The sequence below is a fragment of the Corynebacterium sp. UMB10321 genome, from assembly GCF_030228725.1.
In the GTDB taxonomy this organism is placed as follows: Bacteria; Actinomycetota; Actinomycetes; order Mycobacteriales; family Mycobacteriaceae; genus Corynebacterium; species Corynebacterium pseudogenitalium.
The window spans coordinates 14,370-36,897 of the sequence record NZ_JASOZC010000003.1 but is presented as its reverse complement, the minus strand read 5'-3'; the positions used below and the strand labels follow the sequence as shown (position 1 = coordinate 36,897).

Genomic DNA, 22,528 nt, shown 5'->3' with positions numbered 1-22,528 from the left:
CCGGACTCGCACGACCCTAGAACCTCATCTACGGCTGGTCGGGAACCTGTATCTGCGTTCACAGTCATCCTTTCTTTGCGGACTACTCCCCATCAAAACGGAAGCGCTGCGCAACGTATTGCTGATACGACGCAATGTTACGCCTCAACTCGTCGAGACTGTCCCCACCGAACTTTTTCAATGTCGCTTCCGCAAGCACAAGTGCCACCATCGCCTCTGCGACCACGCCTCCCGCTGGGACAGCACAGATATCGGATCGCTGATGAATACCCGTGGCCTCCGCGCCGGTAGCCATATCGATAGATTGCAACGCGCGAGGCACCGTAGAAATCGGCTTGAAAGCAGCTCGCACACGAAGCTGCTCACCGTTGGTCATACCACCCTCAAGACCACCGGCTCGGTTAGACAGCCGCTGAACCCGGCCATCTTTCAACGTAATCTCGTCGTGCGCTTGCGACCCTCTGCGCGTAGCAGTCTCAAAACCATCTCCGATTTCGACGCCCTTCACGGATTGAATGCTCATCAAGGCGCCCGCAAGCTGAGCGTCGAGGCGTGCTTCCCCAGAGATGTGGGAGCCCAGGCCGATAGGGAGGCCGTCGACAATTACCTCGACGACTCCACCCAAGGTGTCCCCTGATTTCTTTGCGGATTCGATACACGCAACCATCGAGGCTTCTGCTTCCTTGCTCGCGGCACGTACCGGGGAGGCGTCGATAGCATCAATGTCAGCAAACGAAGGCAACACGTCACGATCAGGCACTGAGTCCCCAATTGAAACCACGTGCGAAAACACCTCAACGCCCAGGGCCTCACGCAAAAGCGCACGCGCAACCGCTCCTGCGGCGACTCGCGCAGCCGTCTCACGTGCTGACGAACGCTCAAGCACAGGTCGTGCCGAATCGAATCCGTATTTGATCATGCCTGGAAGATCCGCATGCCCTGGTCGCGGACGAGTCAACTTTGCACCACGCCCAGACGACATGGCCTTCTGCACATCTTCATTCGAAGTATCCAACGGATGCGGAGACATAATCGTCGTCCACTTTGGCCACTCTGTATTGCCGATCTGAATCGCGATCGGACTACCAATCGTGGTGCCGTGCACAACTCCAGCGAGCAGCTCCAGCTTGTCTTGCTCAAACTTCATCCGCGCGCCGCGTCCATACCCGAGACGGCGACGAGCGAGCTGATGTGCGATCTCCTGCTCAGTAATTGGCACGCCAGCAGGCATATCCTCAACAAGTGCTATCAGGGCTTGGCCGTGGGATTCTCCGGCAGTGGTCCAGCGAAACATGATGGCTATTCTGTCACACTTCTCATGAGAAGATGCAGTTTCCAGCATAGATTCCAATTACTGCCCAACTCGCCAACACCATCGACGGGCCATGTGGAACACGGCGAGACCTCACGAGTAACGCGAAACATACCGTGCAGAAGCTGCTTATAAACAACGCCACAATAACACCGATGAATCCCCCAGCCGCTGCTGAAGCAACTCCCAGTGGAAGCGCGAGTTTGATGTCACCGCCACCAATGCCCTGTCCAAACAGCAAATAGGTAGCAGGCCAAAGCATACCCACAGATAAGAAGGGCTCGAACGCGACGGCAATGACAGCTACAACGCACAGTGGCAACGTGAGCCAATTAGGCAACCTCGTGTATTTCAGGTCGTACCAGCATGTCAGTATCGACCAGGCCAACCCCAGAGCGACCGCGCCCCAAACAGCTCCCCCCGCCATCTTCTAGTGACTTTGCTGCTCTAACGCGGTCCAATGCTCCACGAGCGCCGTTTCCATTTCGTCACGCGGCGCATTGCGTCCCGTGAACTGTTCGAACTGTGAGAACGCCTGCCCCGCTAGCATCGTCAGCCCCCCGACTGCTTTGTAACCGTTCGCGGCAGATTGGGATACCAGCGGAGTCGGCCACGGATCATATATGACATCCAGCAACGGGGCGTGAGCCAGCTGCTGAACATAGGGCCGCAGCGTATCTGCGGGGACAGTCGAAACAACCACGTCAGCAGCAGCCGTAACTTTGAAAAGATCACTGTCAAAAGATACGAAGTTGCACCTAATGCCTTCCGTCAGTCCTCGAAGCTCGCCGCTCCTATCTGAACGATTGATAACAGTAATTTCCTCAACCCCTCGTTCCCGAAGGGCCCAAATCACAGCCCGAGAAGTACCGCCGGCGCCGATCACAACCGCTCGTTGGATATCTGCTCCGCCAAGCAAACGGCGAAGCGCGTACAGCACTCCTTCGCAGTCAGTGTTATCCGCCCGCCACCCCTGGTGCGTGCGGACCAGGGTGTTCGCGGACCCGATCGCAATTGCCCGATCGGTTGCCCGATCCGCAACCTTTAACGCGGCAAACTTGCCGGGCATCGTAACTGAAAACCCTTGGAAACTCTCGTCCGCCTCAAGCACGACCCTGGGAAGGTCTGCTTCGACGCACTCAATCCTTGTGTAACGCCAACCATCGAGCCCCAGAGCCTTATACCCAGCGTGGTGCAAGACCGGTGAGAGTGAATGCTTAATCGGGGAACCGAGGACGGCTGCTTGGTACATTACTGCTCCCGATTTCCTTCGCGCTGAGAATCGAGAATGCCAGAGTCATACGCGCGCTGCGTATCCTCCAAATGCTTATCAAAAGTGCGGTTAAAGACTGTCGTGCCATCCTTATCGATGGTCACAAAGAACAGCCAATCACCTTCTGCAGGCCGCTCCATCGCCTCAATTGCTTCCATCGATGGTGATGCAATCGGCGTTTGCGGTAGTCCATCCATCGCGTACGTGTTCCAAGGAGTGACCCGCTCACGGTCCTCACGTGACGTCGCAACCTCAACAGAGGGCAACCCATAGTTGACGGTCGAATCAAACTCGAGACGCATAGGCTCTTTGAGACGGTTCAGGATAACTCGAGCCACCTTATCGAACTCTCCGGCGGGAGCCTCACGCTCAACCAGAGATGCAGCTACGACGAGTTCGTACGGAGTCAATCCAACTGACTTTGCCCTCGTGACTATGTCTGTCGCTTCATACTGCTTTGCAGATCGCGTAATCAAATCAGTGAGCACGGCCTCGGCAGACGCCCCTGGATCCACGATGTACTCACCCGGAGCAATAAGTCCTTCAAGACGTTTCGCGTCTCCCGCTCGAGCGTTCACTACCTCGAGTGCCCACTCTGGAACGCCGAGGCTCGCCGGATCCGCATCGGCCGCAACGTGGTGCAGCTCTTCAACAGTAACGCAACCAGGTTTAACTTCCTCACCACAAGAAACTTGCTGAATCATGGACAAGATACCAAGACGCCGTTGCCCACCAACTACGTTGACATCCATGAGCGTTGCACCCCCATAAACCTGTAGTGGCGTCACGCGCTTGGATGGGTCAAGCAGCGCAGCCACGGCGCTGTCCGCACTCATCTCACCTTCCAAGCGGTAAAATCCAGGCTGAATGTTGTCCGAGTCCGCATTATTCGCAGCTGCAGTCTGGAACGCTCCGTTCGAAGCAACAATGCCACGTTCTTCAAGCTCAGGACCCAGCGACGAAATGTTCGAGCCCTCGGGGATCTCGACGACTTGTTCCTCACCATTACCGGTACCGTTAAAATCGGCGTTCGTGCCGTTACGCATCACCGCGATCCAGGCAATCAATCCAATGATCAGCAAGATCGACGTTACGAGCACCGCCGTGCCCCGTGTACGTCGTTTCGAGGTTGTTGGGGTCGTCACGATTGATTCTCCTTGAAGTAATTCGTTCGGCCGTCCAGCCAGGATTGCAAAATCTCAACCGCCGCAGCTTGATCAATCACACTACGACCAGCGCGCTCGTTCACGCCGCTCGCACGCAAGGCGTGAGCTGCAGCAACAGTTGTTAGACGTTCATCAGCCATTCTTACGGGAAGCCCAGATCGTCGCCTAATCCGGAACGCGATCTCTTTCGCGTGTTTGACGCTACGTGAGCCGTGACCTTTTAAATCGCGTGGCAGACCAACAACAACTTCAACGATCTTGTACTCGTCGATGATGTCGATGATTCTATCGATATCTGCTCCGTCGCGATCTTTAAATCCTGTAACACGGGCAACAGTCTCAAGTGGAGTCGCTAGCTTTGCATCACGGTCTGACGATGCGACACCGATACGAACTGTACCGACGTCAATTCCGAGGCGACGTCCCGGCCCGGGATCTTGAACCCCGGGGCGATCGGGCTGCACCGTCATACCATCACTCCAACCGTTTACTCTGTGCCTTCCCTTAAAACCTACTGGTTTTTTGGGACAACGGATATCCAAATACGGCATGTCGCACTATTGATCCGTGCTTACGGGGCTTAGGCACCAAGTACGTCGCGGATTGCCTTGAAGCCGGCATCGATACCATCAGCGGAAGAGCCGGAGCCCTGAGCAAGGTTCGGCTTGCCGCCACCGCGCCCGTTGACGTATTCACCGAAGGACTTCACAAGTTCGCCAGCCTTGATCCCGCTCTCTACCGCCGCACTGGTAGCTGCAAACACGAACGGCACCTTGCCGCCGTTATCAGAGGCCAGCGCAATGACCGCGGCCTCACCTTCCAGCTTGCCGCGTAGGTCGTTCGCCAAGGTGCGAACATCGCCAGCTTCGATACCGTCGGGCAGCTTCGCAGCAATCACCTTGTACGCACCGATGGTCTCTGCGCGGTCCAAGAACTCGCCAGTCTTCGACAGCAACTGCTGACGGTGCAAATTCTCAATCTCTTTTTCAGCAGCTCGGAGCCGCTCTGTGAGCTGCGCAATGCGCTCCGGCAGCTGGCCTGTTGGAGTCTTGAGCTCGGCAGCGAGCCCCGAGGCCAGTGCAGCTTCTTTCGAAAAGTACTGGAAGGAGTCCATGCCGGAGTACGCCTCGATACGGCGTGCGCCAGAGCCAACAGAAGACTCGCCGAGCACAGCAACAGGTCCAATCTGTGACGAGTGCTCAACGTGTGTACCACCGCACAGCTCAATAGAGAACGGCCCGCCGATCTCTACCACCCGCACCTGGTCACCGTAGTTCTCGCCGAATAGCGCCATCGCGCCCATTTCCTTCGCCTTTGATAGCGAAGTTTCGATGGTGTTAACCGCGAAGTCTGCGTCCACCGCCTGGTTCGTAATGGTTGCAATCTCCTGGAGCTGAGCATCAGTCAGCTGTTCGGTGTAGTTGAAGTCGAAACGCAGGTAGCCAGGCTTGTTCATCGAACCAGCCTGGACAGCGGTTGGGCCGAGCACCTGACGTAGCGCAGCGTGAATGAGGTGGGTAGCGGTATGCGCCTGTCGCGCCCCATGACGCCACTTCTCATCAACTTCAGCTTGTACCTGATCGCCGAGGCCAATGCCGCCATGTTCCACGGTTGCCTTGTGCACCCACAGTTTCTTGCCGATCTTCTGCACGTCATGAACTTGCAACATCGTATCGCCGACGCGAATCAGACCGCGGTCGGCCATCTGGCCGCCGGCTTCGGCGTACATCGGAGTGACGTCGAGAATAACCTCGACCTCATCGCCTTCCGCAGCCTCGTTCACCTTGTCACCGTCGCGGACGAGACCGAGAACTCGGGCATCATGCTCAAGTTCTGAATAGCCCACAAACTCGGTCGGGTGGTTGTCCACCCACTCCCGATAGAGCGATTCATCAACGTTACGGTGCTTCTTCGCTTTATTGTCAGCCTTCGCCCGAGCTCGCTGCTCCTGCATGGCGGAGTTAAATGCGTCCATATCGACGTCAAGTCCGGCCTCATGCGCCATCTCCAACGTCAAGTCAATTGGGAAACCGTACGTGTCGTGGAGTTCGAATGCCTGCTGACCAGGCAGAGTCTTCGCTCCGGATGCACGCAGTTGCTCGACGGTTTCGTCGAATCGGTGTGTACCGGATTCGAGGGTCTTCAAGAAGGCACGTTCTTCAGCCAAAGCAACCCGCAGGATACGTTCCCGGTTCTTCGCGATCTCCGGGAACGACGGCGTCATTGTATCCATAATGGTGTTCATGAAGACCTCAAGCACGTTCCCAGTTGCGCCTAGAAGACGTGCAGAGCGAACAATTCGGCGCAGCAAGCGGCGCAGAATGTAACCGCGCCCCTCGTTCGACGGCGTAACACCATCGAGAATGATCATCATGCCTGTACGCGAGTGGTCCGCAATCACGCGGAACCTTACATCATCTTCGTGCACTCCTGCGTCGTACTTAGTGCCGGTAAGCTCAACTGCCGCGTCAATAACGGGGCGGAGCAGATCTGTTTCATACACATTGTCGACGCCCTGCAGCAGGCAGGCAACGCGTTCGATGCCTAGCCCGGTATCGATGTTCTTCTTTGGCAGCTCTCCGACGAGCTCAAAGTTGCCCTTCTTGTCGCCCTCACCGCGAATCGACTCCATGAAGACCAAGTTCCAGATCTCCATGTAGCGGTTATCGTCAGCGATTGGCCCGCCCTCTTTACCGTATTCAGGGCCACGGTCATAGTAGATCTCCGAGCACGGACCACATGGCCCAGGAATACCCATGGACCAGAAGTTGTCCTCCATGCCCATTCGCTGGATATGCGACGGATCTACCCCGATCTTGTTTTCCCAAATCGAAGCAGCCTCGTCGTCATCCAGATACACCGTCACCCACAGCCGCTCTGGGTCGAGGCCGTAACCGCCATCCTCTACGCTGCCCGTCAGCAGCTCCCATGCGTGAGTAATCGCGCCTTCCTTGAAATACTGGCCGAAGGAGAAGTTGCCGGCCATCTGGAAAAACGTATTGTGGCGAGTCGTGATACCTACTTCTTCAATATCAAGCGTTCTCACGCACTTTTGAATCGAAGTCGCTTTCCCATGTTCAAAGGGAGGGTTCTGTTGGCCAAGAAAATACGGCTTGAACGGAACCATGCCCGCATTCACGAACAGCAGTGTCGGATCGTCCAAGATAAGCGATGCGCTCGGAACTGGTGTATGTCCTGCACGAACGAAGTGCTGCGTAAAGCGCTCACGAATCTCATGGGTTTGCACGGAGTAGTTTCCTTTCAAGTTCGAATCAATCTCGAACTACTCTACCCCTCAACCACGTACTAACCTACGCAGCCTACCCAAGAACCCGGAAATTCTTCGCTCGTCACCGTGGCCCGTTGGTGTGTAGTAGACCGCATCCTCTAAGCCGTCGGGAATGTACTGTTGTTGTACTACCCCCTTCGGGTCATCATGCGGGTAGACATAACCGACTGCATTGCCCATCGCTTTCGCGCCCTCATAATGCCCGTCCCGTAAATGCGCTGGAACCGGGCCGATCTTTCCCGCGCGCACGTCCTCCTGGGCGCGCGTAATCGCCTGAATCACTGCTGGCGATTTTGGCGCGGTAGCCAAATGAATCGTCGCTTGTGCAAGTGTCAGTCGACCCTCAGGCATCCCGATCAGCTGTACCGCCTGCGCTGCGGCAACTGCAGTTTGCAACGCTGATGGATCGGCCATACCAATGTCCTCCGAAGCATGAATGACCAGCCTGCGCGCTATAAAGCGAGGATCCTCACCAGCTTCAATCATCCGTGCCAAATAGTGCAACGCTGCGTCGACATCTGAGCCTCGAATCGACTTGATGAATGCGGAAACTACGTCGTAGTGCTGGTCGCCGTCCCGGTCGTAACGCACCACCGCACGGTTCACGCTTTCCCTCACGACATCAAGAGTGATTGTCTCCCCCGGTTCGACTGATGCTGCAGCTGCCTCCAAGTACGTCAAACTGCGGCGTGCATCTCCACCCGCCAAGGCTATGAGTTGCGCTCGCGCGTCGTCGGCAAGCTTCACGGAACCCGCGAGCCCACGTTCGTCTTGTATCGCTCGATCTATCACCACACCGAGGTCTTCAGCCGACAAGGATTCAAGTTTCAGAAGCAACGAGCGTGAAAGCAGCGGGGCTACCACGCTAAACGACGGATTCTCTGTCGTAGCCGCTACAAGCAACACCGTGCGATTCTCGACGGCCGCTAACAGCGCATCCTGTTGAGTCTTAGAAAACCGATGAACCTCGTCAATAAACAGGACCGTACTCTCACCCGAGATCAAATCTCTACGCGCTGCATCGATGACCGCGCGGATCTCCTTCACCCCTGAAGACAGTGCAGAAAGACCAACGAAGTTTTGCCCCATTGTTTTGGCGATCAACGAAGCGATGGTTGTTTTACCAGTACCGGGTGGACCGTAAAGTATCACTGAGGCTGCACCCGATCCTTCTACAAGTCGACGTAGAGGTTTGCCCTCGGAAAGAAGATGCTGCTGCCCAGCAACTTCATCCAAACTCTGAGGGCGCATTCGGGCAGCGAGGGGTGCACCGTGACCTGCTGCAAAAAAGTCTGAGCCACGTTGTGCGCTACCATCATTGGCAGTCTGCTGGCCACTAGTCGGTAAGGAGTTACCGAATAGATCACCCTGCGACATGTTTACTCTCCTCAAAAACTACCGCTCAGTCCCGGCAGGCCGACCACCTGTGAGAAAAGCCGGAGCCCCAACAACCTACACGGTTGCCGACGCTCCGGCACGCGTTTGTCTCATTGCGCCGGCTCATCCGTGCGCAATGTCGACGCTACTTCTTCGGTTTAAAATCAACGCCAGTCTCTTTACGCTGCTCGTCTGGAATAGGCGCAGGCGCATCCGTCAGTGGGTCTACGCCGCCGCCGGACTTCGGGAAGGCAATGACGTCACGAATGGAGTCAAACCCGCCAAGCAAGGACACAATGCGGTCCCAGCCGAATGCGATGCCGCCGTGCGGTGGCGCACCGTAAGCAAATGCCTCAAGCAGGAAGCCAAACTTCTCCTTGGCTTCTTCCTCGGTGATGCCCATGACTTCGAAGACACGCTGCTGGACGTCTCGCTCGTGAATACGGATGGATCCGCCACCGATTTCGTTGCCGTTGCAGACAATGTCGTATGCGTATGCCAGAGCTTCGCCTGGGTTCTTCTCGAAGTCTGCCTTGAATTCTGGCTTCGGCGAGGTAAACGCGTGGTGCACAGCGGTCCACTTCGAGTGGCCAAGCGCAACGTCTCCGGAGGCTGTCGCGTCAGCGGACGGTTCGAACATAGGAGCATCAACCACCCAAGTAAACGCCCAATCGCCTTCCTTAATCAGGCCAAGCTTGCGAGCGATTTCCCCTCGCGCTGCGCCGAGCAATGCACGTGCACTCTTCGCGTCACCTGCTGCGAAGAAGATGCAGTCGCCAGGCTTCGCACCAACGTGTGCTGCAATGCCGGCCTTCTCTTCCTCGGTGATGTTCTTCGCAACAGGACCACCGAGCTCGCCGTCCTCCTGCACCAAGATGTACGCCAGGCCCTTCGCGCCGCGCTGCTTTGCCCATTCCTGCCAGGCATCAAGCTGACGGCGGGGCTGCGAAGCGCCACCATCCATGACAACGGCACCGACGTAGTCGTTCTGGAAGACGCGGAAGGTCGTGTCCTTGAAAAACTCAGTGCAGTCCACCAGCTGAATATCGAAACGAAGGTCAGGCTTGTCCGAGCCGTACTTCTCCATCGCGTCTTTGTATGTCATGCGCGGGATCGGAGTAGAGACCTCGTAGCCGATCAGCTTCCACAACTCAACAACGATCTGCTCCGCGAGAGCGATGATGTCGTCCTGGTCGATAAAGCTGGCCTCGATATCGAGCTGTGTGAACTCCGGCTGGCGGTCCGCACGGAAGTCTTCGTCGCGGTAGCAGCGCGCGATCTGGTAGTAGCGTTCCATGCCGCTGACCATCAAAAGCTGTTTGAACAGCTGTGGCGACTGCGGCAATGCATACCAGGTACCAGGGCGCAAACGCGCCGGCACCAGGAAATCACGCGCACCTTCAGGGGTAGAACGGGTCAACGTTGGCGTTTCAATTTCCGTGAAATCATTCGCATCCAACACTTTACGTGCTGCGCGATTCGCCGCTGCGCGGAGGCGAAGTGCTGCGGCCTGTCGCTCACGACGAAGGTCAAGGTAGCGGTACTTCAAGCGAGTCTCTTCGCCTACCTCGTTCGAAGAGGCGTCCTCAATCTGGAACGGCAGCGCAGCAGCCTTGTTGAGCACCTTCAGCTCAGAAACGTTGACCTCGATCTCACCCGACGCAAGGTTCGGGTTAGCCGAGCCCTCTGGGCGTGGTTCAACAACACCAGTTACCTGAATGCAGTACTCGCTACGCAAATCGTGCGCAGCTTCAGCGACTTCCGAATCCCTAAAAACCACCTGCGCGTAGCCAGAGCGGTCACGCAAGTCGATAAAAATAACGCCACCGTGGTCGCGCCTACGGCCTACCCAACCTGCCAGCGTGACGGTTTGTCCTTCAAGGTCTTTGCGGAGCTCGCCCGCGAGATGAGTGCGCAGCACAGTCTGTTCCACGTCCTTCCACGTGAGGTACAACATTAACTGTTGAAAGTGTACCCCCTTTGTCTCGCATGCGAAGGGACGGGTCCGAAGACCGTACCAATTCCCCATAAACGCCTGCGTCTATGGCATGCTTGTCCCATGACGTTTAACAGCAACTATCAGCGCGGAAGTGGCTACGCAAAGACTGGTTCAGGTGGGCGGCGTGGCGTCCCAATCGCCGCAGGCGGTGGTATTGGTGGACTTGTACTCATAGTTCTCTTTATTGCACTGGGCGGAAATCCGGCTGATCTCATCGAGCAATCTCCATCCGGCACAGAGCCGGATTCGAGCTACTCCTTGGAGCATTGCAACGAGGACAACGCTGCTAACAAATACGACGACTGCCGGGTCGAGGCAGCCGGCGTATCCGTCAACGGTGTTTGGAAAACGCTTTTGCCAGAGCAAGCTGGCCTTGACTACACCGAACCAGGCCTCACCTTGTTCCGGGACGCGACGCAGACTGGCTGCGGCTATGCTTCCTCAGCTACCGGTCCTTTCTATTGCCCCGCCGACCAAACAGCGTACTTTGACACCACGTTTTTTGAGCAGCTCAATGCACTCGGCGGGAACGACGCCCCGTTCACGCAAATGTATGTGACGGCTCACGAGTTTGGACACCACGTGCAGCAGATTGAGGGCACCCTCGGCCTCAGCAACTATAACGATCCTGGTGAGCATTCTGCTGCCGTAGCTATCGAAATGCAGGCCGACTGCTACGCGGGTATCTGGGCGCATTACGCGGACAAGGGTGACAACGCGTTGCTTGAGCCGCTAACTGAAGACGACGTCCTCGCTGCAATTGAGACCGCACAGGCTATCGGGGACGACAACATCCAACGCCGCTCGGGCGGCGACGTCAACCCTGATACCTGGACACATGGTTCTTCTGAGCAGCGAAAGACTGCGTTTATGTCCGGGTACAGGACCGGCAAAATGTCCGCCTGCGACACTCTCAACCGTGGCGTCTACAACAGCTAAATCTTTCTGGTGATGTAACATCGCGCGCATGTCACACAATGCAGTCAGCGTCGTTGATTTGTTCAGCATCGGAATCGGCCCATCGTCTTCTCATACGGTGGGCCCTATGCGTGCCGCGCTTGCATTTATCGAGGATTTGAGTGAAGCGCCCGCCGCAGTCAAGGTTGAGCTGCGAGGCTCCTTGGCGGCAACGGGTGTGGGCCACGGAACCGACCGAGCTGTGCTACTGGGACTTGTCGGTTATACCCCACTTACTACTTCTGCGGACACCCGGCCGCTTCCTGGTGAGCTCATTCCAGAACGAGGGCACATCCAAGGTCCAGAGCGTGAACTCGACTATGAAGTCGCGATGAACCCGGTGCCCGTCGCTAAGCACCCAAACTGCCTGATTTTCGATGCGTGGAACGCCGAGGGCGTGCGCATCGCTTCCCGTAAAGAGTACTACTCCGTTGGCGGTGGTTTTATCCTCGACCGCACGCAGATGGAAGCAAACCGCGACCAGGCGGGCGTCGCCACCGTACGCGATGCGGTTAACGTCCCCTACCCATTTTCCGATGGTGCGTCCCTAATGCGCCAGTGCGAAACTCATCAGCTATCTATCGCAGAACTCATGCGTGCGAACGAAGAAGCGATACACGGCAAGGACGTCCTGGATGCTCACCTCGACGCGGTCTGGGACACCATGCAAGAGTGCGTCGCCCACGGCCTAAAAACGGAAGGTGAGCTTCCAGGTGGACTATCAGTTCGTCGCCGCGCTCCTCGGCTACATCGCTTATTGACGGCCGAATACGAGGCCTCCGCATCTCGCGGCCTTGACGCGATGGAATGGGTCAACTTGTACGCTCTCGCTGTCAATGAGGAAAACGCCGCGCACGGGCGCATCGTGACCGCCCCGACGAATGGTGCGGCGGGGATTATCCCGGCCGTCATGCACTACTGCCGGGATTTTACCGACGACTTCGACCGGGATGCTGCGCATCAGTTCCTGCTGACCGCTGGAGCGATCGGCGCCATCATTAAGACGAACGCCTCTATTTCCGGTGCCGAAGTCGGGTGTCAGGGCGAGGTAGGGTCCGCATCGTCCATGGCCGCAGCCGGTATGTGCGCAATTCTGGGCGGCACTCCGCAGCAGATAGAGAACGCTGCCGAGATTGGCCTCGAGCACAACCTCGGACTCACATGCGATCCAGTGGCTGGCCTTGTGCAGATTCCTTGCATAGAACGAAATGCCATCGGAGCGGTGAAATCAATCAACGCGGCCCGCCTAGCCAAGCTTGGTGATGGAACCAATAAAGTCACGCTCGATGATGTAGTAGAAACGATGGCAGCGACAGGCCACGACATGATGAGCAAGTACAAAGAGACGTCAATGGGAGGCCTCGCTGTACAGCTTGGCCTCCCGGTCAACATCACAGAGTGCTAAATCAGGCTAGCTCACTGCCTGAATAATGGCCGTAGCCTGAAGCGGAACGGCAACTTGTTCGTGGCTCTCCAGATTCTTGACCGCCACTTCCCCGTTCGTCAGCTCCTGGTCCCCGAGCACGAGAGCAAAGCGCGCACCCGCCCGGTCAGCGCCTTTCATTGCGCCTTTCAAACCGCGACCACCGTACGCCATGTCAGCTGAAATTCCTGCGGCACGGAGCTCGTCGATAAGCGAGCTCATCTTGCGGCGAGCCTCCTCACCGATTGCTACGCCGAACACCTCAACGCGACGATCCAGATTCGGGAGCGCCACCTCCTCAGCCTCCAACGCGAGCACTGTCCTATCAACGCCAAGCCCGAATCCGATGCCTGACAGATCTTGGCCACCGATCTGCGCCATCAAGCCATCGTAACGTCCACCTCCGCCAATTCCCGACTGAGCCCCAAGACCATCGTGCACAAACTCGAAAGTAGTCTTTGTGTAGTAGTCAAGGCCTCGCACCATCCGCGGGTTAATCACAAACGGAACCCCCATATCCTTCAGCGTCCCGGTAACAGTCTCGAAGTGCTCGCGAGACGCATCTGAGAGGTGGTCCAGCATCAACGGCGCATCGGCTAGAAGCTCCTGTACCTCCGGACGCTTGTCGTCCAGAACACGAAGCGGATTGATTTCCACGCGGTGCTGCGTCTCCTCGTCTAACGGGAGCTTCTTGAGGAAAGCTTGGAGCTTTTCCCGGTATGCGGGCCTGCAGGTGTGATCGCCAAGGCTTGTCAGCTCGAGGCGAAAGCCTTTCAACCCAACACTCCGGTAGCAACGATCCGCAAGTGCGATAATCTCCGCATCAAGCAAGGGGTCGTCGACGCCAATTGCCTCGACACCAACTTGCTGCAACTGGCGGTACCTGCCAGCTTGCGGACGCTCGTATCTGAAAAACGGACCGGCGTAGTTCAGTTTCACCGGCAGATAACCCCTGTCAAGGTTGTGTTGGATCACTGCACGCATGACGCCTGCAGTCCCCTCTGGACGCAAGGTCACAGAACGCCCGCCACGGTCGGCAAACGTGTACATTTCCTTCGACACAACATCGGTAGATTCACCGACACCACGGGCGAAAAGAGTTGTGTCTTCGAAAACCGGAAGCTCGATGTGTTGGAAACCCGCAACATGCGCCTGTCGCACGAACTCATCGCGGACATAAAGGAACTTCGACGACGCCGGGGGCACGTACTCCTGCACTCCCTTTGGAGCGCTCAGTGCCTTGAACTTTTCTTTTTGGGGTTTCTTCGTATCACTCACGGGGACTGAGTCTAGCTGTTCTCCGTCGCTACCGCAGCCATGGCTACTGATTACGAGCCTCAAGGAGAAACGGGTTCGTGGTTCGTTCGTGCGCCATGGTTGTACCGGGCCCGTGTCCAGGCAACAACGTTGTCTCGTCAGGAATCGCCCAAACCGGTCCACACAAAGAGGTTTTCATTGCCCCTGGATCGGAGTGTGGCAGGTCAGTCCGGCCGACGGACCCCGCGAACAGCACGTCGCCTGAAAACATGACGTCGCCCATCTGATAGAGGACACTGCCGGGAGAATGGCCTGGAGTATGAGTTACATCAACCCTAAAACTGCCGATTTCAAGTGGCCCATCTGCGTCAAACGTGCGGAGGTCCGATACGGCCTCCATCGAAGCGGCGTCGAAAAGCTCGAGTGTTGAGGCAGGAAGACCGCGTCCATGATCAAGCATGAACGCGTCAGCTGCGTGAATAAATACGGGAACCTGGTACCGCGCAACATCTCTCGTATGGTCAATATGGCCGTGGGTAAGAAAGATGGCTACAAGTTGCAGCCCCTCTTCCTTGAGAAACGCAGAAACGACCTGGTGTGTTCCCATGCCGGCATCGACGAGGCAGGCTAGCTTCGCAGAATCATCGATGATGACGTAGCAGTTCGTCTGAAACGGTCCCGACGTAAAACCTAAGATTCGCAATGCCTACCTCGCCGTCTACCTAAATCTCTCCGACTAGGAAAGGGCAGCCTCGGCAGCCGAGTAGTTGGGCTCGTTGGTGATCTCCTCGACCAGCTCGACGTGCACCACGCGATGATCGGCGTCAGTCACGATGACCGCGCGTGCAAGCAATCCCTTGAGTGGCGTTCCGTCAAGCGTGAGGCCGAACGCCGTGCCGAAATCAGAGCGGAATGCAGAGAGGGCCTCTACATTCTCGATGCCCTCTGCCGCACAGAAACGCTGCTGAGCAAACGGCAAGTCCTTCGAGATACAAAGCACTGCAGTGTTTTCTGCAGATCCCGCGAGCTCATTAAACGCTCGCACAGACTTTGCGCACACGTCAGTGTCTAGCGATGGGAAAACGTTCAGTACCAGGCGCTTCCCCTCGTAATCGGTCAACTTCTTTTCCGAAAGATCGCCTGCGACTAGCACGGCGTCAGGAAGGGTGTCGCCTACCTTCGGAAGAGATCCAGATGTTTGCGACTCATTACCTTGAAAAAATACCTTTGCCATGCCCACGACCCTACATGAACTATCGGTAGCAAGCAGTCGCACAAAACACAGCAAAATACGACGGGTACAGTTACACCTGCTAATATTTCCCAGTCAACTAGTCAGAATAGAGGTACTACGGTGAGCAATAGAGAGCGCGGTCAAGAAGCCCTTAAACATCTGGAGCGTGAATTGAATTCACGCGATCGAAAGCAGAACTCAAAGCCCTGGTCGATCGCGGCGCTTTCCGCAGTTGTAATCGTGGCGCTAGGCGGCGGCATCTACTTCCTGGCGAACCAGGACGGCGACAGCACCAGCGAAGCACAAAGCTCGGCTGAAGAAACCACCGCCCCAAGCGAATTCGACGCCAACAACTACGAGGCAATCGCGACGAAGCGTGCCGAAGCACTCCCCGCCTCAGTCTCGTGTGAATACACCCCCGATACAGCACAGGGTGACAAGAAAGCAGACCTGCCGAAGACCGACAACGTCTCTACGACAGGGACCGTCAACGTCGAGCTCGACACCAGTGCAGGGCCGATTGGTATGGAGCTCGACCGCTCTGTCTCGCCGTGCACTGTGAATGCGATCGAACACCTCGCCTCTGCTGGCTACTTCAACGATACCGTCTGTCACCGGCTCACCGATGGCGACGGCCTTAAAGTACTGCAGTGCGGTGACCCGACCGGCGTAGGCAGCGGTGGCCCTGGCTTCCAGTTCGCAAATGAGTTCCCGACTGACGAAGCGCTCAAGGCGCTCAAGGACGCGCCTGCTCCTGACGGAGTGTCCCCCGAGGAAGCAGAGCAAATGAAGCAGATGGAGCTCCAGCAGAACCCTCAGAAGTACGCGCGCGGCACCATCGCTATGGCGAACGCCGGTTTGGATACCAATGGGTCCCAGTTCTTCCTGAACTACGGTGATTCAGTGCTGCCTCCGCTGTACACCTACTTCGGTCAAATCTCTGAAGAAGGTTTGAACACCCTTGACAAGATTGCTGAAAAGGGCGTCGAAGGCGGCGGCCGAGACGGCGCACCAGCCGAAGAGGTACGCATCAAATCGGCAACCGTAAAGTAACTACACAGTTGCCTCTCAGCTGCACAGGAGCAGTTTTCAGTCTATTCAAAGTCTTGCAAAACGTCTGATAGCCAACTAGAGTTGGCACTCGTACATTTGTCAATCCCGTCAGATTGGAAAATTCATGAACTTCCGTAAAAGTATTCTTGCAGCAGCCACTGCTGTAGCTGTCGCAACTTCTGGCGTTGCTGCTGCTGAGGCTGCAGAAAGCACCACCCCAACCACCACGGCCAAGCCAGCTTCGAACACCAAGACTGAGAAGGCCCCGACGGTGAAGAACACCACCTCCAAGAAGTCCACCACGAAGCAGGCTCCTAAGGATCAGTCGAGCGACGAGGGCTCCTCCGTCAAGGACATGTCCCCATCTGAAATCCGTGACTGGATCGCAGTGTTCACCGCCGTCATCGGTGCGCTCGGTACCCTGTTCGCATTCCTGGACAAGTACCTGCGCAAGTAGACCGCTGGCTAGGTGCCACACTGGCATCTCCCACTAGCGCACCCAAGTGGGGTAACCCGTGATCGGGTTACCCCACTTTTTCTATACACCGACGCGGTAGACGTCGAATACCCCTTCAACATTCCGGATCAGATTCATCACAGAAGCGAGCTGCTTCGTATCCGAAACCTGGAAGCTGAATCGAATCGTGGCAATACGGTCTTCCTTAGCTTGTGAGGAAAGCGATAGAATCGCCAATTTTTGTTCAGACATTACCCCCGTGAGTTCCGCGAGGAGGCCGTGCCGGTCAAGAGCTTCCACCTGAACGGTCACGATAGAGGTACCCGCAGAGCCGCCAGCGCCGGACCACGAAACCTCGATCAACCGCTCTGGCTCTTGCCTGAGCTTGTTCGCGTTGGTGCAATCTGTGCGGTGCACCGAAACCCCTCCACCGCGGGTTACGAACCCGAAGATATCGTCGCCAGGAACCGGCTGGCAACAGTTAGCAAATTTGGCCATTACATCCGGGCTGCCCTGCACCAAGACTACAGGGCCATCGCCCGAGGGTTCTGGTCGGATGATCTTTGAATGGGGCGTCCGATCCGCCAGAAGATCTGCGGCGTCTTCGACGTCACCAAACTGGTCGACCAGCATTTTTGCAACATGCCGGGACGAAACATTCCCAGCGCCGATAGCCGTGTACAGGGCATCTACATCGGAGTAACGCAGCCTGCGTGCAATATCGCGCATTGACTCAGGCGTAAATAGCCGGTGAAGTGGAAGTCCGCTCCGCTGTACTTCCGCTGCCAGCGCATCGCGTCCGACTTCGAGGTGTTCCTCGCGCCGTTCTTTCGCGAACCACTGACGCACCTTTGTTTTCGCACGCGGTGAAACAATAAAGTCTTGCCAGTCACGAGAAGGCCCGGCATTCGGGTCCTTCGAGGTAAAAATCTCGACGCGGTCACCATTTTGCAGCTGTGACTCCAGAGCAACCAGTTTGCCGTTAACTTTTGCCCCCACGCATCGGTGGCCTACCTCAGTGTGCACCGCGTAGGCAAAGTCCACAGGCGTCGAACCGGCAGGAAGGTTGATAACATCGCCGTGTGGCGTGAAGACGAAAATCTGCTTGCTTGTCAGGTCGTAGCGCAGTGAATCAAGAAACTCATTTGGGTCTGAAGCTTCCTTTTGCCAGTCAAGCAGTTGGCGCATCCACGCCATCTGATCTACTTCAGCCTGATCTCCCTTATGCGATCCTTTCGTCTCTTTGTACCGCCAGTGAGCTGCAACACCGAACTCGGCGTTGTAGTGCATCTCGTGCGTACGTACCTGTACTTCGAGAGCTCGCCCGCTGTTCGTCATCACCGTCGTGTGCAGCGACTGATACACACCGAATCGCGGATTCGAAATATAGTCCTTAAATCGGCCCGGCATTGCAGAATACATAGCATGGACGACGCCGACCGCTGCGTAACAGTCGTGGAGATTATCGACGAGCACGCGAACGCCAACGAGGTCGAAGATTTCGTCGAACTCGTGGCCTCGAACAACCATTTTTTGGTAGATGGACCAATAGTGCTTCGGCCTCCCCATCACCTCTGCGTCGATCCCGTTTTTCTTCAGTTCGGTTTGCAACTCACGAATAATCTCTGCAAGAGCTCTGTCCCGCGAGGGCGCTCGGTCAGCAACTAACCTCACGATCTCTTCGTATTTCTTCGGGTAGAGGATCGCGAACGCGAGATCTTCAAGCTCCCATTTCACTGTCGCCATCCCGAGGCGGTGTGCAAGCGGTGCAATCACATCAAGGGTTTCGCGCGCCTTCTTCGCTTGCTTCTCAGGAGGAAGAAAGCGCATCGTGCGCATGTTGTGGAGCCTATCCGCAACCTTAATCACAAGTACCCGGGGATCCTCCGCCATGGCAACGATCATTTTCCGGATCGTTTCTGCCTCTGCCGACGCCCCAAGCGCAACCTTGTCTAACTTCGTTACGCCATCGACGATTCGTGCCACCTCAGGCCCGAAGTCGGCCGTAAGTTCATCCAGGGTGTAGTCAGTGTCCTCAACGGTGTCATGCAACAGTGCTGCCACCAACGTTGTGGTGTCCATACCAATTTCACCACAGATCGTGGCTACGGCAAGCGGGTGCGTAATATATGGGTCGCCTGATTTCCGGAACACGCCATCGTGTAGCTGCTCAGCCGTCTCATAGGCACGATTCAATAATGCGACGTCGCACTTCGGATGGTGCCGTCGATGAATCGATAACAGCGGGTCCAGGACCGGATTGCTACGGACCCGCACACCGCCAGTGAGCGAACGAGCAAGTATTGCGGACACACTTCGCATCGAGGGTGTATTCCTCTTCGGTGCTTTCTCTTGAGTCACAGTCCGCCTCCAAACTCTCCTATTGGTCGAGCACTACCACGGGAACATCTCCTAAGCGGCTTCTACCGTCCAGTCCTTGTACCTCGAGCATTACTACGTATCCAACAACGCTACCACCTGCGCGTTGGATTAAATCGGTTGCTGCGGAAAGAGTTCCGCCAGTAGCAAGCACATCGTCAACGAGAACAACCTTCTTACCGTCCAGGTCAATTCCCGACGCCGGGATTTCCAAAGCTGCAGTGCTGTACTCGGTTTTGTATTCCTGTGTAATCACCGGCGGAGGGAGCTTCCCCTTCTTACGGATGGCGAGGATGCCTACGCCCATCTCGTATGCAACAGCTGAGCCCAGGAGAAAACCACGGGCATCCAGCCCGCCAACAAGGTCTGCTCCAAGATTCTCAGATACACGCGCCATTTCTTTGATAACAACCCGCAAGGCATGCGCATCTGCAAGCACCGGTGTGAGGTCTTCAAACAACACGCCCTTTTCGGGAAAATCTGGTACTTTACGGATCTTTTCTCGAAGCGCTTCCTTTGCGCTTTCAAACGTGTCCTTCGAATCGCCCATGGGTTTCTCCTTGGATAGCTTCATTTCTTTACTCATCAACGGACCATCGATCCATATTCCAGCCAATTCCCGACAAGCCTGTGTACATAACAACGTTTCCAACTCGCTGATCAATCGCGAACGAGCGAGGCTGTGCTGAAAGTGGCAGAATCGGAATCTCCCGCCAAAGCCAATTCTCTTGACGCCGCAATGCGTCGAGTTCCTGCACCCGATTGTTCGCAGCTGGGTACTCAACTTGAGAATCGATTGGCATCAAAAGCGCATCGATGGTGCCCTCTTTCTCTACGATCTGGCCTTGTTCGTCCATGGCATAGCCCGGCAACTCGGCCAACGTCGCTAGATTCTCCGACTGGTCGAGAACTTCAATACCCGCCGGTTCGCACTGTGCTCGGATCGTCTGAATCATTGCGGAGATCCGTGCCGACCGCATCGACGTCGAGATCCGTAGAACACTGCCACTTGCAGCACGTGCCTTTTCGACGTCATACTCAGTTGCCGTCTCACCGACACTTTCAATTTTCGACGCCAGCGGGTCACTATGCGCAACTACTTGCACTGGAGCAGCTGCAACCTCTAGGCCCGACATCTTCGAGGAAGTTTGTGCGACTTCAGACGGATTCACACAGTGAGCAAGCGCCCTGCGCCGTTCTGGTTCTGCCCAGGGGCCTGACTTGGCCATGACCAACGCGTCAGTCAGTTCCCCCACAACGCTGGTCACATCAACTGGTTCTCTCTCTGCGTTTACGTCGTACCAGTCTGGTGCTGGTTCTTCGAGGTTGCCGATTTTCAATCCGCCGGAGGCAACTAGTTCACCGGAATCTGCATTCCCCGGCCAGACCACGATCTTCTGCAGCGCTGGAGCATCACCGTAATAGGAATCATTAGCGACGAGGACTACTTCGCCTTCTTTACCAACACTCTCAATCTTGTACGGTCCGAAAGATACTTGAAGTTCAGGATCGTACTGCTTCAGGTCAAAACCGTGACGCCAAATATCTGCAATGCTTCGAAGGCTCATTGGGTCACGCACAGTAAGCACATCAACGAGCTCTTCCGCCGGCATTCCGACACGCGCTGCAACTGCGTGTGACGGCAAAACTGTTCCGGGTTCAAAAAGGTCGCGCCAACGGGCGCCACGGTTCTCCTTCATTGTGAGAGTGAAAGTTTTTGATCCGGGTTGACATGCCAATGTATCAGCGTCGTCGAAAAGAGGCATCCATGAACCGAAGAGCTCTGGTAGCTTCCCAGCTGTGAACGTCAACAGGTAGTCATTACACGTTACTGGGGTATTGTCGGAGAACACTGCAGCATCGGAGATGGTGTAAATCACCTGACGCCTGTCGCCGGGCAGCACTTGTGTCTCTACTAAGTCGGTATTAGGGATCATTTGCCCGTTGGGGCCCGGAACATAAACTCCGGGGTACAAACGACCAGATAGTTCTTGCGCCAACGTCGAGTGCCCCTCAGCGCTACCCGCGTTCACTGTGACCAGTGGTGCTTGTACCTGATAGCCAAACTCTTCGCTATTAGAGTTCGACGCTGGACCACCGTCGGAACACGCCGTTGCTAAAAACACGACAGAACATGCAGCAACGGCGCGTGAAAATACGCTACTCATACTTGGTTTACCTAGCGTGTCGACGGCCGCCAAGTGCTCATTGCCGGCGATTCGTCTCCATCGCTGCCTTCCACAGCACTACGAACCGGTGTATCAACGGTGCGCTTTGGCTTTACAGTGGCTTCATCGTCGTGGTCGACGATCTCACCGGCGCGGTATTTCTCTACTTCAACGTTGTGTTCCTTGTAAACGCGCTTGCGCTCCATAAGCGTTACCAGCAGCGGAGTCGCGAGGAATAGCGAGGAGAAGATACCTTCGATGACGCCGATCAGCTGGATCAAGGCGAGATCCCGGAGTGTACCCACACCGAGCATCCAAACTGCAACAATCATCAGCGCGACGATCGGGAGTGCAGAAATGACGGAAGTTGAAATCGAGCGCATGACCGTTTGATTCACTGCCAAGTTCGCTTCTTCAGCATAAGTCGAACGACGCGAGTCCAATACACCGCTAGTGTTCTCCTTCACCTTGTCGAAGACGATCACGGTGTCATAAATGGAGAACGTCAAAACGGTAAGCAGACCGATAATCATCGCTGGGGTAATTTCCAGCCCGAAGAGTGCATAGAACCCTACGATCAATATGCCGTCAATGATCAATGCACCCATCGCCGCGATGGCCATCTCTCGTTGCAGGCGGACAGCCACGTACACGGCTGCAGCGACGAGGAAGACCAGCATCGCCATCAACATCCGCTTCGTGATTGTGTCACCCCACGATTCGGAAACAGTCGAATCACCAATTGCGTCGGCAGACACTTCCCCTTCAGCATTCTTGGTGTGATGCTTCTCAAAGATCGCCTGCCGCGCTTGGTCGATTTGTTCCTGGCTCAGATGCTCAGCATTAATCTCAAGCGTCCGGGCATCACCAGCACCAATAATCTGAGTCAGTTCAGGAGTGACGCCGGTCGCGTCAATAAATGTTTCCTCGACTTCTTCGGCAACGAGATCATCGGCCGGCATCGAGAGTTTGGTACCGCCTTCGAAGTCGATACCAAGGTTGAATCCACGGACCAGCATCGCAAGCAGCGAGATAACTACCAGTGCCATGGTGATCCCGTACCAGAGCTTACGGCGACCGACGAAATCGATCGCCGCATCGCCCGTGTACAGACGCTCCCAACGGCCGGGCTCCTCGACAGTTGGTACGACGGAAGCAACGGTTTCAATTTGCGATGACGACAT

Annotated in this window: 19 protein-coding genes; 4 read left to right on the top strand and 15 right to left on the bottom strand. The window is 56.1% G+C overall.

The genetic code is table 11. The features are described from left to right. Positions 1 to 82: 82 nt before the first annotated feature. The 8 genes from aroC to aspS all read right to left on the bottom strand — a co-directional run bounded on the left by aroC (position 83) and on the right by aspS (position 10,338). Entirely contained in the window at positions 83 to 1,294 is a 1,212-nt protein-coding gene (aroC, locus tag QP752_RS04660; protein ID WP_070477042.1) for a chorismate synthase, read from the bottom strand. 22 nt (positions 1,295 to 1,316) lie between these two features. After that, a complete protein-coding gene (locus tag QP752_RS04655; protein WP_083290772.1) occupies positions 1,317 to 1,739 on the bottom strand; it encodes an A24 family peptidase in 423 nt (140 codons plus the stop codon). 3 nt (positions 1,740 to 1,742) lie between these two features. Next, positions 1,743 to 2,564, bottom strand: a complete 822-nt coding sequence (locus QP752_RS04650) for a shikimate dehydrogenase (protein ID WP_284804659.1) — start codon at positions 2,562 to 2,564, stop codon at positions 1,743 to 1,745. Next, positions 2,564 to 3,730 (bottom strand): endolytic transglycosylase MltG, encoded by a 1,167-nt coding sequence (gene mltG / locus QP752_RS04645; RefSeq protein WP_070477037.1) that lies wholly within the window; start codon positions 3,728 to 3,730, stop codon positions 2,564 to 2,566. Before mltG ends, QP752_RS04650 begins: the two co-directional genes overlap by 1 nt. Further along, on the bottom strand, positions 3,727 to 4,221 hold the full coding sequence (gene ruvX, locus QP752_RS04640; protein WP_070362388.1) for a Holliday junction resolvase RuvX: 495 nt from the start codon (positions 4,219 to 4,221) through the stop codon (positions 3,727 to 3,729). Before ruvX ends, mltG begins: the two co-directional genes overlap by 4 nt. A gap of 110 nt (positions 4,222 to 4,331) precedes the next feature. Next, entirely contained in the window at positions 4,332 to 6,998 is a 2,667-nt protein-coding gene (alaS, locus tag QP752_RS04635; protein WP_070477035.1) for an alanine--tRNA ligase, read from the bottom strand. Positions 6,999 to 7,046: 48 nt separating this feature from the next. Continuing rightward, positions 7,047 to 8,417 (bottom strand): replication-associated recombination protein A, encoded by a 1,371-nt coding sequence (locus tag QP752_RS04630; RefSeq protein ID WP_070477033.1) that lies wholly within the window; start codon positions 8,415 to 8,417, stop codon positions 7,047 to 7,049. 145 nt (positions 8,418 to 8,562) lie between these two features. After that, the gene (gene aspS / locus QP752_RS04625; RefSeq protein ID WP_070477189.1) at positions 8,563 to 10,338 is read right to left on the bottom strand and encodes an aspartate--tRNA ligase; all 1,776 of its coding nucleotides are present in this window, start codon (positions 10,336 to 10,338) and stop codon (positions 8,563 to 8,565) included. A gap of 114 nt (positions 10,339 to 10,452) precedes the next feature. Here aspS and QP752_RS04620 point away from each other — a divergent pair, with 114 nt between their 5' ends. Together QP752_RS04620 and QP752_RS04615 are read left to right on the top strand one after the other, a co-directional pair. After that, positions 10,453 to 11,355, top strand: coding sequence for a neutral zinc metallopeptidase (locus QP752_RS04620; RefSeq protein WP_255365768.1), 903 nt, complete (start codon positions 10,453 to 10,455; stop codon positions 11,353 to 11,355). A 28-nt stretch (positions 11,356 to 11,383) separates the two neighbouring features. Further along, positions 11,384 to 12,778 carry an L-serine ammonia-lyase gene (locus QP752_RS04615; RefSeq protein WP_070362384.1) on the top strand — a complete coding sequence of 465 codons (1,395 nt, stop codon included), beginning with the start codon at positions 11,384 to 11,386 and terminating at the stop codon, positions 12,776 to 12,778. Between the two features lie 6 nt (positions 12,779 to 12,784). Here the strand turns inward: QP752_RS04615 and hisS are convergent, their stop codons facing one another. Genes hisS through tpx form a run of 3 tightly spaced genes read right to left on the bottom strand, consistent with a single transcriptional unit; the run spans position 12,785 to position 15,287 of the window. Then, the gene (hisS, locus tag QP752_RS04610) at positions 12,785 to 14,074 is read right to left on the bottom strand and encodes a histidine--tRNA ligase (RefSeq protein WP_070477031.1); all 1,290 of its coding nucleotides are present in this window, start codon (positions 14,072 to 14,074) and stop codon (positions 12,785 to 12,787) included. A gap of 43 nt (positions 14,075 to 14,117) precedes the next feature. After that, positions 14,118 to 14,756, bottom strand: coding sequence for an MBL fold metallo-hydrolase (locus QP752_RS04605; protein ID WP_070477029.1), 639 nt, complete (start codon positions 14,754 to 14,756; stop codon positions 14,118 to 14,120). Positions 14,757 to 14,789: 33 nt separating this feature from the next. Beyond that, the gene (tpx, locus tag QP752_RS04600) at positions 14,790 to 15,287 is read right to left on the bottom strand and encodes a thiol peroxidase (protein ID WP_070477027.1); all 498 of its coding nucleotides are present in this window, start codon (positions 15,285 to 15,287) and stop codon (positions 14,790 to 14,792) included. 120 nt (positions 15,288 to 15,407) lie between these two features. Here tpx and QP752_RS04595 point away from each other — a divergent pair, with 120 nt between their 5' ends. Both QP752_RS04595 and QP752_RS04590 read left to right on the top strand, forming a co-directional pair. Further along, entirely contained in the window at positions 15,408 to 16,340 is a 933-nt protein-coding gene (locus QP752_RS04595; RefSeq protein WP_070477025.1) for a peptidylprolyl isomerase, read from the top strand. A 124-nt stretch (positions 16,341 to 16,464) separates the two neighbouring features. Further along, entirely contained in the window at positions 16,465 to 16,797 is a 333-nt protein-coding gene (locus tag QP752_RS04590) for a hypothetical protein (RefSeq protein WP_070976807.1), read from the top strand. A gap of 81 nt (positions 16,798 to 16,878) precedes the next feature. Here the strand turns inward: QP752_RS04590 and QP752_RS04585 are convergent, their stop codons facing one another. The 4 genes from QP752_RS04585 to secF form a co-directional block, all read right to left on the bottom strand. Continuing rightward, on the bottom strand, positions 16,879 to 19,158 hold the full coding sequence (locus QP752_RS04585) for a bifunctional (p)ppGpp synthetase/guanosine-3',5'-bis(diphosphate) 3'-pyrophosphohydrolase (RefSeq protein WP_083290771.1): 2,280 nt from the start codon (positions 19,156 to 19,158) through the stop codon (positions 16,879 to 16,881). A gap of 19 nt (positions 19,159 to 19,177) precedes the next feature. Next, positions 19,178 to 19,726, bottom strand: coding sequence for an adenine phosphoribosyltransferase (locus tag QP752_RS04580; RefSeq protein ID WP_070477021.1), 549 nt, complete (start codon positions 19,724 to 19,726; stop codon positions 19,178 to 19,180). A gap of 28 nt (positions 19,727 to 19,754) precedes the next feature. Continuing rightward, positions 19,755 to 21,113 (bottom strand): ABC transporter substrate-binding protein, encoded by a 1,359-nt coding sequence (locus tag QP752_RS04575; RefSeq protein WP_246814879.1) that lies wholly within the window; start codon positions 21,111 to 21,113, stop codon positions 19,755 to 19,757. 242 nt (positions 21,114 to 21,355) lie between these two features. Then, positions 21,356 to 22,528, bottom strand: a complete 1,173-nt coding sequence (gene secF, locus QP752_RS04570; protein ID WP_070477018.1) for a protein translocase subunit SecF — start codon at positions 22,526 to 22,528, stop codon at positions 21,356 to 21,358.

Coding starts and splice junctions, on each gene's coding strand:
- aroC (WP_070477042.1), bottom strand. CDS start 1,294: ATGTTTCGCTGGACCACTGCCGGAGAATCCCACGGCCAAGCCCTGATA.
- QP752_RS04655 (WP_083290772.1), bottom strand. CDS start 1,739: ATGGCGGGGGGAGCTGTTTGGGGCGCGGTCGCTCTGGGGTTGGCCTGG.
- QP752_RS04650 (WP_284804659.1), bottom strand. CDS start 2,564: ATGTACCAAGCAGCCGTCCTCGGTTCCCCGATTAAGCATTCACTCTCA.
- ruvX (WP_070362388.1), bottom strand. CDS start 4,221: ATGACGGTGCAGCCCGATCGCCCCGGGGTTCAAGATCCCGGGCCGGGA.
- QP752_RS04630 (WP_070477033.1), bottom strand. CDS start 8,417: ATGTCGCAGGGTGATCTATTCGGTAACTCCTTACCGACTAGTGGCCAG.
- QP752_RS04615 (WP_070362384.1), top strand. CDS start 11,384: ATGTCACACAATGCAGTCAGCGTCGTTGATTTGTTCAGCATCGGAATC.
- tpx (WP_070477027.1), bottom strand. CDS start 15,287: ATGGCAAAGGTATTTTTTCAAGGTAATGAGTCGCAAACATCTGGATCT.
- QP752_RS04590 (WP_070976807.1), top strand. CDS start 16,465: ATGAACTTCCGTAAAAGTATTCTTGCAGCAGCCACTGCTGTAGCTGTC.
- QP752_RS04580 (WP_070477021.1), bottom strand. CDS start 19,726: ATGGGCGATTCGAAGGACACGTTTGAAAGCGCAAAGGAAGCGCTTCGA.
- QP752_RS04575 (WP_246814879.1), bottom strand. CDS start 21,113: ATGATCCCTAATACCGACTTAGTAGAGACACAAGTGCTGCCCGGCGAC.
- secF (WP_070477018.1), bottom strand. CDS start 22,528: ATGTCGTCATCGCAAATTGAAACCGTTGCTTCCGTCGTACCAACTGTC.